Annotated in this window: 14 protein-coding genes; 7 read left to right on the plus strand and 7 right to left on the minus strand. The window is 72.4% G+C overall.

Annotated elements, in window-relative coordinates:
• Window positions 1-7 precede the first annotated feature (7 nt).
• The 4 genes from rpsI to Msi02_RS21290 all read left to right on the plus strand — a co-directional run bounded on the left by rpsI (window position 8) and on the right by Msi02_RS21290 (window position 5852).
• Window positions 8-529, plus strand: coding sequence for a 30S ribosomal protein S9 (rpsI, locus tag Msi02_RS21275; RefSeq protein ID WP_079316250.1), 522 nt, complete (start codon window positions 8-10; stop codon window positions 527-529).
• Window positions 529-1914 (plus strand): phosphoglucosamine mutase, encoded by a 1386-nt coding sequence (glmM, locus tag Msi02_RS21280; protein ID WP_204049927.1) that lies wholly within the window; start codon window positions 529-531, stop codon window positions 1912-1914. The genes rpsI and glmM overlap by 1 nt, the downstream gene beginning before the upstream one ends.
• A 104-nt stretch (window positions 1915-2018) precedes the next feature.
• Complete coding sequence (locus Msi02_RS21285) at window positions 2019-4826, plus strand: helix-turn-helix transcriptional regulator (RefSeq protein ID WP_204049928.1); 2808 nt, start codon at window positions 2019-2021, stop codon at window positions 4824-4826.
• 174 nt (window positions 4827-5000) lie between these two features.
• On the plus strand, window positions 5001-5852 hold the full coding sequence (locus tag Msi02_RS21290) for an alpha/beta hydrolase family protein (protein ID WP_204049929.1): 852 nt from the start codon (window positions 5001-5003) through the stop codon (window positions 5850-5852).
• Between the two features lie 74 nt (window positions 5853-5926).
• On the opposite strand, the gene Msi02_RS21295 is transcribed toward Msi02_RS21290, so the two are convergent.
• Window positions 5927-6832, minus strand: coding sequence for an AraC family transcriptional regulator (locus tag Msi02_RS21295; RefSeq protein WP_204049930.1), 906 nt, complete (start codon window positions 6830-6832; stop codon window positions 5927-5929).
• Between the two features lie 144 nt (window positions 6833-6976).
• Between Msi02_RS21295 and Msi02_RS21300 the strand changes: the two genes are divergently transcribed.
• From Msi02_RS21300 to Msi02_RS21310, 3 genes are read left to right on the plus strand one after another with little or no spacing between them, the layout of a single operon-like run.
• Window positions 6977-7294 (plus strand): putative quinol monooxygenase, encoded by a 318-nt coding sequence (locus tag Msi02_RS21300; protein WP_204049931.1) that lies wholly within the window; start codon window positions 6977-6979, stop codon window positions 7292-7294.
• A gap of 50 nt (window positions 7295-7344) precedes the next feature.
• The gene (locus Msi02_RS21305) at window positions 7345-8322 is read left to right on the plus strand and encodes an alpha/beta hydrolase (protein WP_204049932.1); all 978 of its coding nucleotides are present in this window, start codon (window positions 7345-7347) and stop codon (window positions 8320-8322) included.
• A gap of 30 nt (window positions 8323-8352) precedes the next feature.
• A complete protein-coding gene (locus Msi02_RS21310) occupies window positions 8353-9111 on the plus strand; it encodes an SDR family NAD(P)-dependent oxidoreductase (protein ID WP_204049933.1) in 759 nt (252 codons plus the stop codon).
• On the opposite strand, the gene Msi02_RS21315 is transcribed toward Msi02_RS21310, so the two are convergent.
• The 6 genes from Msi02_RS21315 to coaA form a co-directional block, all read right to left on the minus strand.
• Entirely contained in the window at window positions 9112-9828 is a 717-nt protein-coding gene (locus Msi02_RS21315; protein WP_204049934.1) for an ABC transporter permease subunit, read from the minus strand.
• On the minus strand, window positions 9825-10778 hold the full coding sequence (locus Msi02_RS21320) for an ABC transporter ATP-binding protein (protein ID WP_239108581.1): 954 nt from the start codon (window positions 10776-10778) through the stop codon (window positions 9825-9827). Before Msi02_RS21320 ends, Msi02_RS21315 begins: the two co-directional genes overlap by 4 nt.
• Window positions 10775-11641 (minus strand): ABC transporter permease, encoded by an 867-nt coding sequence (locus Msi02_RS21325; protein WP_204049935.1) that lies wholly within the window; start codon window positions 11639-11641, stop codon window positions 10775-10777. Before Msi02_RS21325 ends, Msi02_RS21320 begins: the two co-directional genes overlap by 4 nt.
• Window positions 11638-12564 (minus strand): ABC transporter ATP-binding protein, encoded by a 927-nt coding sequence (locus Msi02_RS21330; protein WP_079316242.1) that lies wholly within the window; start codon window positions 12562-12564, stop codon window positions 11638-11640. Before Msi02_RS21330 ends, Msi02_RS21325 begins: the two co-directional genes overlap by 4 nt.
• A gap of 77 nt (window positions 12565-12641) precedes the next feature.
• Complete coding sequence (locus Msi02_RS21335; RefSeq protein WP_204049936.1) at window positions 12642-13577, minus strand: DUF389 domain-containing protein; 936 nt, start codon at window positions 13575-13577, stop codon at window positions 12642-12644.
• Between the two features lie 9 nt (window positions 13578-13586).
• Window positions 13587-14528, minus strand: a complete 942-nt coding sequence (gene coaA / locus Msi02_RS21340) for a type I pantothenate kinase (protein ID WP_204049937.1) — start codon at window positions 14526-14528, stop codon at window positions 13587-13589.
• Between the last annotated feature and the right edge of the window lie 95 nt (window positions 14529-14623).

Here is a 14623-nt window from a genome sequence, read left to right on the forward strand (position 1 = left end):
GAGAACCGTGGCCGAGCCCACCGGTATCGAGACGCTCGTCGAGGGCGAGCCGGAAGACTACTCCGCGGAGGAGTTCCCCTCCGAGTACACCACCGAGTCGGCCCCCGCCGGCGAGGGCGCCGTTCGCAAGCCCGTCACCACGGGCAACTCGTACGGCACCGGCCGCCGCAAGGAGGCCATCGCCCGTGTCCGCATCGTGCCGGGCACCGGCAAGTGGACGATCAACGGCCGCTCGCTGGAGAGCTACTTCCCGAACAAGGTCCACCAGCAGCTGATCAACGAGCCGTTCGTCGTGCTCGGCGCCGAGGACGCGTTCGACGTCATCGCCCGCATCGACGGCGGTGGCGTGACCGGCCAGGCCGGCGCGCTGCGCATGGGCCTGTCCCGCGCGCTCGCCGCTCTGGACGCCGAGGTCAACCGCCCGCCGCTGAAGAAGGCCGGCTTCCTCACCCGTGACGCCCGCGCCACGGAGCGGAAGAAGTACGGCCTCAAGAAGGCCCGCAAGGCTCCGCAGTACAGCAAGCGTTAATGTCGCGGGAGCCCGTAGGCGCCCCCTCACGGGGGCGCCTCTTCGGCACCGACGGGGTACGTGGGGTCGCCGGGCGCGACCTCACCGCGGAACTGGCCATGGACCTGTCCGTGGCCGCCGCGCACGTGCTCGGCGACGCCGGGGCGTTCCACGCCAGTGTCGGGCGGCGCGGCCGCCCGATCGCCGTCGTAGGCCGGGACCCGCGGGCTTCAGGAGAGTTCCTGGAGGCCGCCGTGGTCGCCGGCCTCGCGTCGTCGGGCGTGGACGTCCTGCGGCTCGGCGTGCTGCCCACCCCGGCGGTCGCGTACCTGACGAACGCGCTGGGGGCCGACCTCGGCGTCATGCTCTCCGCGTCGCACAACCCCGCGCCGGACAACGGCATCAAGTTCTTCACCCGCGGCGGCTACAAGCTGCCCGACGCGGTGGAGAACGAGATCGAGCAACGGCTCGGGGAGAAGTGGGACCGTCCGATCGGCCCGTCCGTCGGCCGGGTGCGCGAGGCGTACGGCGAGGCCGACCGATACGTCTCCCACCTGCTGACCACCCTGCCCCACCGCCTCGACGGGCTGCGGGTCGTCGTCGACTGCGCACACGGCGCGGCGCACATGGTCGCCCCCGAGGCGCTGCTGCGCGCCGGCGCGGCCGTGGAGACGATCGGCGCCGCCCCGGACGGGTTGAACATCAACGACGGCGTGGGCTCGACCCATCTGGCCGCCCTGCGTAAGGCCGTCGTCGAAAGCGGCGCCGACCTGGGCATCGCCTACGACGGCGACGCCGACCGCTGCCTCGCCGTGACCGGCGCGGGCGAGGAGGTCGACGGCGACCAGATCATGGCGATCCTGGCCCTGTCGATGCACGCCGACGGCCGCCTCGCCAAGGACACGGTCGTCGCGACGGTCATGTCCAACCTGGGGTTCAAGCTTGCCCTGCGGGAGGCCGGCCTGTCCGTGGTGGAGACCGCGGTCGGCGACCGGTACGTCCTGGAGGCGATGCAGGACGGCGGCTACACGCTCGGCGGCGAGCAGTCCGGTCACGTGATCATGCTGGATCACGCCACGACCGGGGACGGCCTGCTCACCTCGCTCCACCTGATGGCCGAGGTGGCCCGGCAGGGCCGCTCCCTCGCCGACCTCGCGTCGGTGATGACGAAGCTGCCGCAGGTGCTCGTCAACGTCAGGGACGTGGCGAAGGCGAAGGCGTCCGCCCCCGAACTGCGGGCGGCGGTGGCCGAGGCGGAGGCCGAGCTCGGGGAGACCGGCCGCGTGCTGATCCGCCCGAGCGGCACCGAGCCCATGATCCGGGTCATGGTCGAGGCCGAGTCGCACGACCAGGCCAAAGCCGTGGCGGACCGCCTCGCGGAGGTCGTCCGCACGGTCTGCGTCTGACGCTCCCGCGTCACCACTCCTGAGGACCCCGCCGGGTGCGTGCCCGGCGGGGTTCCTTATTGGAAGCCCTTCTCATTTGCGTAATGTGCGCGTAACACTGATGCATGTCTTATTTGACCGGTGTTCGGTCGGGGGCGTTAAGGGGTCGTGACAAGGAGTCGGAGGCGCTGCGCGCGCTCGTGGACCGGGCCCGGGCCGGTGCGGGCGGATGTCTGCTCCTCCTCGGCGGACCGGGCGCGGGCAAGACCGCGCTGCTCGACCTCGCCGCCGCGCACGCGGCCACCGGCGCTCCGGAGGAGCAGGGGTTCCTCGTGCTCCGCACCCGGGGTGTCAGAGGCGAGACCCACCTGCCGTACGCCGGGCTGCACGCCCTGCTCCGCCCGATAGCGGACCGGCTCGACGCGGCCGACTCGGCGACGACGGCCGATGCGACGCTGCATGCGCCGGCGGCCGACGCACGGATGCTCGCCGAGGCGCTGCGAACCGGAGCCGGCACGGGCAGCCTGGCGCTGCCCGCCGCGCTGCTGCGGCTCCTGCAGACCGCCGGGCGCCCGGTGCTGGTGTGCGCCGACGACCTCCAGTGGCTCGACGCCCCCAGCCGGGAGGCGATCTGTTTCGTGGCCCGCCGAACCCTCGCGGTCCCCGTCGCCGTGCTGCTCGCCTCCGCGGAGCCCGGCACCGCCCCCGGCGACCTGCCGCCGCTGCCGCTCGCCCCGCTCGACGAGCGGGCGTCCCGGCAGGTGCTCGACGACCTCGTCCCCGACGGTCTGCCGGGGGACCTGCGCGCGGCGCTGGTCCGGGCGGCCCGGGGCAACCCGCTCGCGCTGGCCGAACTCGCCGGTTCGCTGACCGACGCGCACCGCAACGGCTCGGCGCCGCCGCCCGAGACGCCACCGCGCGGCGGACGGCTGTGGCGGGCGTACGCCGACCGGCTCCGCGGCCTGCCCGCCGACACCGCCGACCTCGTCCTGCTGATCGCGGCCGATCCCGGCATCGACGCGGTCACGCTGGTGCGCGCGGCGGAGTCGCGGTCCGGGCTGGCGGCCCTGGAGGCGGCGGAGACCGCGGGTGTCGTCGTCGAATCGCCGGACGGCGGCTTCGACCTCGCCGACCCGATCCTGCGGCACGTGGCGTACGCCGAGGCGTCCCTCGCCCGGCGGCGGGCCGCCCATCGCCTGCTGGCGAGCCTTCTCGACGGCGTTTCCGGCGGGGAGCACCAGCGGCTGCGGCGGGCCTGGCACCGCGCCGCCGCCCTCGACGGTCCCCCCGGCAGGCTCGCCGACGACCTCGTACGCGCGCTCGCGGCGGCGCCGAAGGCGGCGGCCTTCCCGGAACCGTTCCGCGTCCTCGAACGGGCGGCCGAGCTCACCGGGCTGGGCGAGGCCAGGGCCGCACGGCTGGCCGCCGCCGCACGTTACGCCTGGCAGGCGGGACAGCCGCAGCGGGCGAGGTCGCTGCTGTCCCGGATCGACACGCTCGCGGCCGGCGCCGAGGTGCGCGCCCGGGCCGAACTGGTCAGGGGCAGCCTGGAGTTGCGTGCGGGCAAGACCGACAGCGCCTGCGACACGCTGCTCGCCGCCGCAGAGCGGCTGCTGCGCACCGACCGCGAGCAGGCCGTACGCGCGCTGGTCCGGGCGGGCGAGGCGAGCTACCTGGCGGGGGACAACCGCCGGTTCCTGGCGATCGCGCGGCGCGCCGAGACGTTGCGGCGGCCCGACGACGACCACGTCACGCGCCTGGCGCTGGAGTATCTGGCGGGCATGGCCGCGACGTTCCGGGGCCGGCACCGCGAGGCGACCGCGTCGCTGCGCCGCGTGGCCCAGGTGACGCCCTCGGTCGGCAGCCCCTCGGTGCTCGTGTGGGGCGGCGTCGCGAACCTCCTGCTCGGCAACGGCGCCGACGCGCTCACGCTGGCGTCGCGGGCGGTCGAGGTGGCGCGGGCCCACGGCGCGGTCGCCAGCATGCCGCAGATGCTGGAGATCCTGATCCAGGCCCAGCTGTGGAGCGGCCGTTACGACGCGGTGGCGGCCAACGCCATGGACGGCCTGCGCCTGGCGCAGGAGACGGGCCGGGCCACCAGCGGCGCGCAGCACCTCGCCTGGCTTGCGTTCACCGCCGCCGTCGCGGGCGACGAGGAGACCTGCGTCCTGCGGGCGGCGCGGGCCGTCGAGCTGGCCGCCGCCCACGGCGTCAGCGTGGCCGAGGCGCTCGGCACGCTGGCCCTGGCCCATCTGGACGTCGCGGCGAACCGCCACGCCGACGCCGTGAACCGCCTGCGCGCCGTGGCCCGCACCGGCGACCCCCTCGTCGTACGGGTGATGGCGACGCCGCTGCTCGTCGAGAGCGCCGTGCGCACCGGGGACATCGCGCAGGCGCGGGACGCGCTGGTCATGCTGGACCGCTGGGCCGACAGCACCCGTGACCCCGACCGGCTGGCGCTGGCCGCCCGGTGCCACGCGCTGCTCGCGCCACCGGCCGAGGCCGGAGAGCGCTTCACGCAGGCGCTGGAACTGCACCGTCAGGGGGCGTGCGCGTTCGAGACCGCCCGTACGCGGTTGCTGTACGGCGGCATGCTCCGGCGGTCGCGCCGCCCCGGCGCGGCTCGCGAGCACCTGCACGGCGCGCTGGAGACGTTCGAGCGGTACGGCGCCCGCCTGTGGAGCGAGCACGCCCGCGCGGAGTTGCGCGCGGCCGGGGAGTCGGTGCGGCCCTCGGGCTCCCGCTCCGAGGCCGGCCGCCTGCTCACGGCGCAGCAGTTCCAGATCGCCGCCCTCGTGGCGGAGGGCGCGACGAACCGCGAGGTGGCGGCCCGGCTGTTCATCAGCCCGCGCACGGTGGAGCACCACCTGAGGAACATCTTCGCCAGGCTCGGCGTGCGCTCCCGGGTCGAGCTGACCCGCCTTCTGTCGTGAGGCCGGTGAGCCGCGGGGACCGGTGATTTCACCGATGCGCGTCCGGGGTCGACGGCGCGACAGTGACGGCGGTCAAACCGTTCGCGGGAACCGGCCCGCGTGGCCGGTCCCACTCCTACCCCCAGGGAGTGCACCGACGTGCCGACACACCCCCCAACCCCACTGCTGCGACGCATGTCCTCCGCGGTCACGACGCTGCTGCTCGTCGTGCTCCTCGCACTGGCCGGCGGCCTCGCCGCTCCCGCCGCCCACGCCGCCGTACACGGCCCCGACCCCACCGACGCCCTGCTCGAGGCGTCGCGCGGGCCGTACGCGACCGCGCAGATCGACGTGTCGTCGCTGTCGGTGAGCGGCTTCGGCGGCGGGACCATCTACTACCCGACCACCACGTCCGAGGGGACCTTCGGCGGCGTGGCCATCGCCCCCGGCTACACGGCCGACAAGTCGAGCCTCGCCTGGCTGGCGGCCCGGCTCGCCTCGCACGGCTTCGTGGTGTTCAACATCGACACGCTGACGCGGCTCGACCAGCCCGACAGCCGGGGCCGGCAACTGCTGGCCGCGCTCGACTACCTGACCCAGCGCAGCTCGGTCCGCGGCCGGGTGGACGCGACCAGGCTCGGCGTCATGGGCCACTCGATGGGTGGCGGCGGCACGCTGGAGGCCGTGGCCGACCGGCCCTCCCTGCGGGCCGCGGTCCCGCTGACGCCGTGGAACCTCGACAAGACCTGGTCGGGCGTGCAGACCCCCACGCTGATCATCGGTGCGGACAACGACACGGTCGCGCCGGTCGCCTCGCACGCGGTGCCCTTCTACACCAGCCTGCCCTCGTCGCTCGACAAGGCGTACCTGGAGCTGAACAACGCCACCCACTTCGCGCCGAACACGACCAACACCACCATCGGCAAGTACGCCGTGGCCTGGATGAAGCGGTTCGTCGACGACGACACCCGCTACGGCAGGTTCCTCTGCCCCGGCCCGAGCAGCGGCCTGCTCGTCGAGGAGTACCGCAGCACCTGCCCCTTCTGACGTCTCGTCGGCGTACGGACGGCCCCACGATCGCGGCGGCCGTCCGTACGTCGTTGTGCTGCGACGGGGTCAGGTCAGGGGAGGACGGCCGCGGGGCCGTGGACGCCGTGGCGCAGACGGGCGGCGTCCTGGCTGGGAGGCGCTCCGAACTGGCGGCGGTACTCCCGGCTGAACTGTGACGGGTTGTCATAGCCGACGCGGTGGCCGACTCCGGTGACGTCGCCCGGGTGGGTGGCGAGCAGCAGCCGGGCCTCCTGCAGCCGGATCTGCTTCTGGAACTGGATGGGGCTCATCGCGGTCACCGCGTGGAAGTTGCGGTAGAAGGCGGAGACGCTCATGCCGGACAGCCGTGCCAGGTCCTCGACCCGGAAGGCTTGCGCGTAGTGCTCGCGGATCCAGCGCACGGCCCGGGAGATGTGGCTGAGGCCGCTGTCGGCGAGGCCGAGCTGGCGAACCGTCGCGCCCTGCTCGCCGGTGATCACGCGCCAGAGGATCTCGCGCTTGACCAGCGGGGCCAGCACGGCCCGGTCGCGGGGCTCGTCGAGCAGGCGCAGCAGCCGGACCACCGCGTCGAGCAGCGGAGCCGGAGCGTCGCTGACGGCGATCCCCGGCGCCGCGCCTCCACCGGCGGGGGGAGTGTCTCCGGGCCCGGCCCGCAGCAGCAACTCGGCGACGGCGGACGGCTCCAGGACGAGACCGAAGCCCAGCGCCGGCCGCTCGGGGTCCGCCCGGGTGAACTGCCCGGTGACCGGGAGGTCGACCGACGCCACCAGGTACTGCCCGGCGCCGTACTCGAAGATCCGGTCGCCCAGTGCGAGGCGTTTGGCGCCCTGGGCGATGACCGCCAGCACGGTGCCGGACATCGAGGGCGCCGGCGGGTCCGACCGGTCGACCTTCGAGACGAGGACGCCGTCGATGGCGGTGGTCCCGTCGGGCCGGGCATGCCGGGCCAGCAGGGTGCGGAGCTCTTCGAGGCACATGCGGCCATTGCAGCACGGTTCCCTGCCGGCGTTCCCGTACGCGAGAGGATCGTGCAAGCACGAAGGAGCATCGTTCTAACGTTTCCGCAGGTCATGCCGATTCAATGGAATCACCTCAACCCCCCACCGAAAGAGAGGGCGTGCATGACCGCCAACCACGGCTTCGCCGCCACCCTGACCGCCAAGCCCGGAATGGGCGACCGGCTGGTCGACCTGCTGCTGACCGGACTGGACGAGGGCGGCCCCGGCGCGAGCGAGCACTGCGTCGTCTATCTGGTCTCCCGTTCCGCGTCCGACCCCGACGTCGTCCACGTCATCGAGGGCTGGACCAGCGAGGAGGACCACCAGCGGATCTTCGCCGGCGAGGCCGCCCAGGCCATCGTCGCGCGGCTCGGCGAGCTGGTCGCCAAGGAGTCCGAGTACGCCGACTTCGTCCCGGTGCGCGGCAAGGCCGCCTTCTGACCTCGCCGATCATTCAGCGGCCCACCCCTCCCCCGCGAAAGGCAGTGACCATGACCCCGGCACGACCCGGCCTGGACCCCGAGCTGCGTGAGTTGCTGGCCGACATGCCCCTCATGTCCCAGCTCACCCCGGAAGTGCTCGCGCAACTGCGCCGGCTCCCGTCGGCACCCGTCGACTCCCTCCTCGCGCACCGGCAGGTCGACCGGCGCGAGGTCGCCGCGTCCGCCACGGACGGGGCCTCGATCCCTCTGTCGGTCTTCAGCCCGGCGAACGCCCACGCCACCGCCGCGCCCTGCGTCTACTGGATTCACGGCGGCGGAATGGTCATGGGCGACCGCTTCTCGCAGATCGACATCCCGCTTGAGTGGCTCGACCGGTTCGGCGCGGTCGTGGTCTCCGTGGAGTATCGGCTCGCACCGGAGGCCACCGGCACCGCCCTGGTCGACGACTGCTACCAGGGCCTGCTCTGGATCGCCGAGCACTCCGCCGAACTCGGCATCGACCCCGCCCGGATCGTCGTCGCGGGCGCCAGCGCGGGCGGCGGCCTCGCCGCCGGCGTCACCCTGCTGGCCCGCGACCGCGGCACCCCGCCGATCGCCGCGCAGATGCTGATCTGCCCCATGCTCGACCACCGCAACACCAGCACGTCGAGCCGCCAGTTCTCCGGCGAGCCCGGCGTCTGGACCCGCGAGATGAACGAGTTCGGATGGCGCTCCGTGCTCGGCGACCTCACCGGCGGCGAGGTGCCCGCGTACGTCTCGCCCGCGCTGGCGGACGACCTGTCGGCCCTGCCGGCCACCTACGTCGACACCGGTTCAGCCGAGGTCTTCCGGGACGAGGACGCCGACTACGCCACCCGCATCTGGGCGGCCGGCGGCCAGGCGGAGCTACACGTCTGGGCGGGCGGCTTCCACGGATTCGACGCCCTGTATCCCCAGGCGCGGATCTCGGCCACGGCCCGCCGTACGCGCACCGACTGGCTCGCCCGAGTCCTGTCCCCGGAGCCCGCCGCCGAGTTCACTCGCTGACACCTACGACCATCCCACAGGAGAAGGACAATGAAAGTCGCCATCGTCACGGGCGCCAGCTCCGGCATCGGACAGAGCGCCGCCGTCGAGATCGCCAAACGCGGAACCGGAGTCATCCTGACCTACGGCAACAACCGGCAAGGAGGACTGGAGACGGTCGCCGCCATCGAGAAGGAGGGCGGCAGGGCCGTCGCACTGCCGCTGGACGTCGGCGAGACCGGCACCTTCGCGGCCTTCCGCGACACCGTCGCAGACGTGCTGCGCGACACGTGGCAGCGCGACACCTTCGACTACCTGGTGAACAACGCCGGCGCCTCGGAGGCGTCGTTGATCGAGGACACCAGCGAGGAGACGTTCGACAGGCTCATGCGGGTCCTGCTCAAGGGACCGTACTTCCTCACGCAGAGGCTGGTGCCCCTGATGGCGGACGGCGGGGCCATCGTCAACACGAGCAGCAGCTCGGTGGCGAAGGCCGGCCTGGAGCCCGGCTACTCGGCCTACGCGTCGATGAAGGGCGGCCTGGTCGTGCTGACCCGCTACATGGCCAAGGAGTTCAGCACGCGCGGGATCCGCGTCAACGCCGTCTCACCGGGTCCGACCCGCACCCGCCTCGGCGACGACGCCTTCACCCGGTTCCCCGAGGTCGTCCCGGCCCTCGCCGCGAGGACCGCGCTCGGCCGGGTCGGCGAACCCGGCGACGTCGGCGCGGTGATCGCCACACTGGTCTCCGACGAGAGCCGTTGGGTCACCGCCCAGAACGTCGAGGTGTCGGGCGGCTTCAACCTCTAGCTAGTCGTCGCCGGTCAGGGACAGGGAGCGCAGGCGCTGGCCGGTCCAGACGACGGCGCCGATCGTGACGATGACCATCGCCGGCACGGCGAAGCCGAGCGTCACCTCGGTGGAGAAGAAGGGTGAGGAGGAGACCTGGTCGGCGAGCGACTGGGCCCACTGCTGGATGGAGAACTTCCGCGCGCCGGGCACGTAGCCGCCGACCACACCCTCCCACACGAGGGCGTAGATCACGCCGACCGCGACCGCGTGGCGGGTGAGCACGCCCAGCAGCAGGAACACTGCGGCGTACGCGACGCCGCCGAACAGCGCCCCGAGGGTGAAACCGGTCGCGATGCCCGACTCCGAGCCGGCCAGGAGGTAGGCGGCGACGTAGGTCGAGACGGCCGCGAGCACCGCGACGAGGGAGGCCGCGACCACGAACTTCGTCACGGCGATCACCGGGCGCGAGATCGGCTTGGCCAGCAGGTGGATGATCGTGCCGTCCTCGATCTCCGGCGCGATCACGCCCGTCCCGGCGATCAGCCCGAGCAGCGGCAGCATCGTGCCGATCGCGAAGCTCTTCATCAGCAGCACGGCCGTCTGCTCGTCCTGGCCGTTGACCAGCCTGAGCAGCGCGGCGAGCGCGACCAGCGCCACGGGCAGCAGAACCAGCAGCCAGATCCGCTTGCGCCCGAGCATGGCCCGGTAGGTGATGTCCGCCACCACCGTGTTCATCGCGTGCTCCCGGAGATGAGGTAGGAGAAGACGCTTTCCAGGTCCTCGTCGGTGGGGGAGACCTGCCACAGGTGTACGGCGAGGTCGCGCGCCATCCGTGGCAGCAGCGCGGTGAAGCGCGCGTAGTCGGTCACCTGGACCTCGACCCCCTGCTCGGTCAGCGAGACCGCGGAGGAGGAGGGGTCGCCGATGAGCGCGGCGGCCAGTCGCCGGTCGTCGCTCGACCTGACCCGGAACATGTGCGGCCGGTCGGCCATGCGGCGCCGGATCTCGCGGTAGTCGCCCGACGCGGCGTGCCGCCCCGCGACCAGGACCTCGATGTGGTGGGCCACCCGCTCGACCTCTTCGAGGATGTGCGAGCTGAACAGGATCGTCCGGCCCTCCTCGCCCATGCGGCGCACGAGGTCCATGAGGTGGAGCCGCTGCCGGGGGTCCATGCCGTTGAACGGCTCGTCCAGCAGCAGCACCTGGGGGTCGTGGACGAGGGCGGCGGCGACCTTGACGCGCTGCCGCATGCCCTTGGAGTACGTCTCGATGCGGCGGCCGGAGGCGTCCGTCATCTCCACCAGGTCGAGGGCCCGCCGGGCCGCGTCGGCGGGCGAGGGCAGGCCGTGCAGCCGGGCCGACGACAGCACGAACTGCCATCCGGTGAGGAAGCCGTAGACGGCCTCCTTCTCGGGGACCAGGCCGATCTGCCGGTAGATCTCGTGGGTGTGCCAGATGCGGCGGCCGTCGAGGGTCGCCGTGCCGCTGGACGGCGCGAGGAACCCGGCCATCATGTGCAGCAGCGTCGACTTGCCCGCGCCGTTCGGCCCGAGCAGGCCGGTGACGCCGGGGCCGATCGTCATCGTGACGTCGTTGACCGCCACGACGTTGCCGTACCAGCGGGACACCTGGGCGAGTTCGAGCACGCCCTGGCGGGTGGTCACGGGAGAGCTTGTGGTGGTCACGACGCCGCCTTCCGGTAGCGCAGGAGAACGCCCGTCACGGCCAGGGCGACCACGGCCAGCAGGATCAGGCAGGACGCGATGCCCGGCGGAGCCGACTCCGTGTTGACGGGCGTGGTGCCGAACAGGGCCGACTGGGCGTAGTCGACGAGGAAGAACGGGTTGAGGAGCAGGGCCCACCCGGCGAGGCTGTCGCGTCCCGACGAGATCAGCACGCCCGCGAAGATCCCGGAGACGGCGGCGGTGAACATGTAGAAGGCGATCACCGACGCGACGCCGAGACCGCGGCGCGGGGTGAACGACGCCAGCGCGATGCCCACGGAGGACAGCAGCACCGCGTAGAGGACCGCGCCGCCCAGCGCGCCGAGGTAGTCGGCGGTGTGCGGCGGCCCGGGCAGGTCCACGAGCAGTTCGCCGACGAACTGGATCGTGAGCGGCACCGCCAGCAGGCCGAACAGCGCGATCGCGAGCGCGGTCAGCTTCGCCAGGACGTAGTCGGTCACGGTCAGCGGGCGGGACAGGTACAGCGGCAGCACGCGGAAGCGCAGGTCCGGCGCGACCAGGTACGGCGACTGGGCGGCCAGGAAGATCGCGATCACCGCCTGCATGAAGACCGCGTAGTTCGGATAGGGCATGATGAACTGCTTGGCCAGGGCCATCACGCCGATCGACACGACCGTCGGCATCAGCATGATCGCGGCCAGCGCCAGTGGCATGATCTTGGCGCGGACCGTGCGGCCGAGCCCGAACACGCCGCGCAGGCTCTGCACGCCGAGGGCGAGCGTCGCCCGCCCGCGCCCCAGCCGTACGCCGTCGTAGTGGCGGTATCCGATGTCGTGGATGACCGCGGTCGGCTCTGTCGTCATGCCACCGGCTCCTTGAACACGTCCTCGATGCGGCCCCGGCGCTGCTCCAGCCGCAGGAGGCTGAGGCCGAGGTCGCAGACGGCGTCGCGTACGGCGTCGTAGGTGCGGCCGGGGTCGTCCGCGGACACCTGGACCGTCAGCAGCCTGCCCTGCGCCGCGACCGTCTCGCCGCCGGCGGTGAGGCGCTCGGCCAGCCGCTGCTGCCCCTCCTCGACCTCCACCGCGATGGTCTGCTCGGCCCGGGTGAACTCCCGGATCGCCGAGGAACGCAGCAGCCGCCCGCCGTCGATGACGATGACGTGGTCGCACACCCGCTCAAGCTCACCGAGCAGGTGGGAGGTGACCAGCACGTTGATGCCGAACTCGGTGCCGACGCGCCGGATCAGCGCGAGCATGTCGTCGCGGCCCTGCGGGTCGAGTCCGTTGGTGGGCTCGTCGAGGAAGACCAGCTTCGGGTCGTGGACGAGGGCCTGGGCGAGCTTGACGCGCTGCCGCATGCCGGTGGAGTAGCCGCCCATCGGGCGGTAGCGCTCCTCGTCCAGCCCGACGTGGCGCAGGGTGTCGGCGGCGCGCTCGCGGGCGGCCGTACGCGGCAGCCCGGACATCTGGGCCATGTGCACCACGAACTCGGTCGCGGACATGTCCGGGGGCAGGCAGTCGTGCTCGGGCATGTAACCGACGACGCGCCGGATCTCCGGGCCCTGGGTGGCCGTGTCGAGGCCGAGCACCGAGGCGCGTCCGGAGGTCGTCGGGAGCAGGCCGAGCAGGATCTTGATAAGCGTCGACTTGCCCGCGCCGTTGGCGCCCACCAGGCCGGTCACGCCGGTTCCGGCCGCGACCGTGAGGTCGTCGAGCGCCGTGACGCGGGGGAAGCGCTTGGTCAGCCCCTCGGTCGCGAAGCATGGGGTCGCGCTCGCTGTCATGATCCGACCCTACTGGGCGGGACGTCCGCCGGGCCTCCGTCTGATGGAGGAACCCGCCTACGCCTCAGGTATGCCTCTCACGCCCGTTGCCGACCGCCGCCGTACCGGGACCACAGCGAGCGCTGGAGGAACAGCGTCAGGGCGCCGGCGACGACCATCCCGGCGATGTTGACGAGGAGTTGCAGCGCCGAGCCGCCGACCTCGTCCCAGCGCCACAGCGCCAGGGCCACGGCCATGTAGCCGGCCGCGGGGACGGTGGTGACGGAGATGAAGACGCCCACCAGCGCGGAGGACTTGCCCGCCGTGATCGACAGCACCCCGGCCGCGCCGGCCAGCAGCGCCACGATGAACGACCACCGGTCGGGCGTCACGATGAAGCGCACCTCGTCGTGGTGCCGCAGGCTGTCGGGCGTGATCCAGCCGAGGCCGCGCGAGACGAGGGCGCAGGCCAGGGTGACGGCGATCGCGGACGCGAAGCCCACGGCGAGCGTGCGGGCCGCGGTGCCGACGAGCGGCCACCGGCGGCGGAGCAGGCCGAACGAGACGGCCGCCACCGCGCCGAACTCCGGCCCGAGGACCATCGCGCCGACGATCAGGATCTGCGAGGGGATGAGCACGCCGATCGCGGCGATCTGCGTGGCGATGGCGAGGAACGCCAGGAACGCCCACGTGATGCGGCTGTCGAGGGCCACACGCTGCTCGAAGTGGTCCCACACGACCGCGTCGTCGCCCTCGCCCGGTGCCCGCTCCTCCGCCTCGGCGGCGCCTCGGGAGATCGACAGCTCGATCTCCTCGGCCGTGATCGAGCCGTCCCGCTCCAGGCCGAGCGCCTTGAGTTGACCGGTGACCGTGTTGGCCGCCTCCCTGGCGACGTCGGCGAGTACCACGTCGCCCTCAGGTCGCCTGGCCGCCTTGGCCAGGAGCACGACGTTCGTGACCCCCGGCGTACGGTCGAGCACCTCGATGACCTGGTCGGTCCGCTGGAACGGGGCGATGACCCGCAGATGCAGCACGGCTGAATCCTAGGTTCTGCGCAGCCGCACCCGTCTGACGGAGTGGTCGGGACCCTTGTGCAGGATCAGGCCGGCCCGGCGGCGGGTTGGGGCGATGTTCTCGACCAGGTTGCGTTCGTTGATCTCCCGCCACACGTTCTCGGCGAACGTGGTCGCCTCCTCCTGCGACAGCGCCGCGATGTGCCGGAAGTAGGACTTCGGGTCGGAGAAGGCCGTACGGCGCAGCTTGTGGAAGCGCTCCACGTACCAGGTGCGGATGTCCTCCATCCGGGCGTCCACGTAGATGGAGAAGTCGAAGTAGTCGTAGACCGCCAGGGCGTCCGGCGGCGCGGGCTGCAGGACGTTGAGCCCCTCGACGATGAGGATGTCCGGCCGGTCCACCGTCTGCGCCGCGCCGGGCACGATGTCGTACTCCAGATGGCTGTAGACCGGTGCCTCCACCGAGTGGCGGCCCGCTTTCACGTCGGCCACGAAGCTCACCAGCGCCCGCCGGTCGTAGCTCTCGGGGAAGCCCTTGCGATGCATGATCCCGCGCTCTTCCAGCACCTTGTTGGGGTACAGGAAGCTGTCGGTGGTGATCAGGTCGACCCGGGGGTGCTCGGGCCAGCGGGCGAGCAGCGTGTGCAGCAGCCGCGCCGTGGTCGACTTGCCGACCGCGACGCTGCCCGCGATGCCCAGCACGTACGGCGGGGGCGCGTCCTGCTCCCCGAGGAACGCGCCGACGGCCGCGCCGCGCTGCCGCGAGCCGGTGAAGTGCAGGTTCAGCAGCCGGGTGAGCGGCAGGTAGATGTCGGTGACCTCGGACAGGTCGATCGGATCGTGGACGCCGCGCAGTTCCTCCAGCTCCGCCTCGGTGAGCGTGAGCGGTGTGTTCTTGCGCAGGTCACGCCACTGCTCCCGGCTCAGCTCGACATACGCGTCCCCATCTGCCACGACGGCAAGCGTAGCCATGGGGTTTCCGCGCCCCCACCCGGGGTCGTGCACAGCCTGTGGACAAAAATCGATGGATTACTTCGGCGCGCGACGGGGAAGAACGCTTGCTTCAT

Source organism: Microbispora siamensis (genome assembly GCF_016863095.1).
Classification (GTDB): Bacteria; Actinomycetota; Actinomycetes; order Streptosporangiales; family Streptosporangiaceae; genus Microbispora; species Microbispora siamensis.